The following is a 988-nucleotide window of genomic DNA, read 5'->3' on the forward strand; positions in this document are numbered from 1 at the left end:
CATGAGTATCTGCCTATCCTTGACTCTCTATAGAGTACGTGTTGATAAGCAGTTACACAAAATTAGTTACAGTCTCGCCAGTTCTGAAAAGTTTACTGACTCGTTCTTTACTAAACTATGCCAACGAGAACGAAGTTCTCGTTTATCTTCGCCTTCACCTACCCAAATTTTGAAACAAAGCTTGCCTTCTTCTAACTGCAAATATTGTTCACACTTATTATCTCCATGCCAGTGCCACCAAAATCCAAGAAACCCACCACTAGGATTTGCAACATAATCCCAATTACCAGCTTTTAACTCTTCTTTTAAACGAGTATAAAAGCCAATCCAACTATGCCATCCCCAATCAGATATTGGGAGATGAATATAGCTATCTACTTTACTTGAAATCTTCAAAAGGTGGTTTCGGTAGTCTATTAAAATTTGGTTTGTCCCATCATACATTGATAAAACAGTTATCATTTCATTTCGGAGAAATAGTGCATAACCATTCTCTAATACTTTGGAGTAACAGCTTTGCTCTTCAGTTTTATAGTATATTGGTAATATATTACTAATCTCATAATCTCTATTCTCAATTTCATTAAGATAACGTTTCAGTTGCCCTGAATGATGCTTTGTACCAGTCTTGTCTTCAATAATGATCGGATATTCATTATTGATTACACATAAAACATCGATATTTTTATCTTGTTTTGTGATTTTTACATCCGTTATTTCACTAGGGGGGACTTTTGAATGTTTCTCGAATATTACCGATATAAACTTTTTTGCACAATTATGAAGACTTAAATCTTCCGTATCGTATTCACTTTTAGCCCAAGATAAAAACCAGCATAAAAAAGCATCTTGTGATAATTCGCTTGTTGCAAATGAAAATATATTTGGAGTACTCATGAATCCCTCGAGTTGCATAACGATTTAGTTCACGAGCCGAAGGTCTCGTGTAACGGCTTGTTCTTTACTTTCGGAGAGAGGAGGTTATCGC

At 35.2% G+C, this 988-nt stretch carries 1 protein-coding gene; it reads right to left on the minus strand.

All coding sequences use genetic code 11. The features are described 5' to 3' along the window. Positions 1–66 precede the first annotated feature (66 nt). Positions 67–897, minus strand: coding sequence for a PD-(D/E)XK nuclease family protein (locus tag Q4533_RS19620; protein ID WP_303503923.1), 831 nt, complete (start codon positions 895–897; stop codon positions 67–69). Positions 898–988: the final 91 nt, after the last annotated feature.

The sequence above is a fragment of the Shewanella sp. 6_MG-2023 genome (assembly GCF_030547195.1).
Lineage (GTDB): Bacteria > Pseudomonadota > Gammaproteobacteria > Enterobacterales > Shewanellaceae > Shewanella.

Excerpts from the sequence above, each read along its gene's own strand:
- Q4533_RS19620 (WP_303503923.1), bottom strand. The coding sequence starts at position 897 with ATGAGTACTCCAAATATATTTTCATTTGCAACAAGCGAATTATCACAA.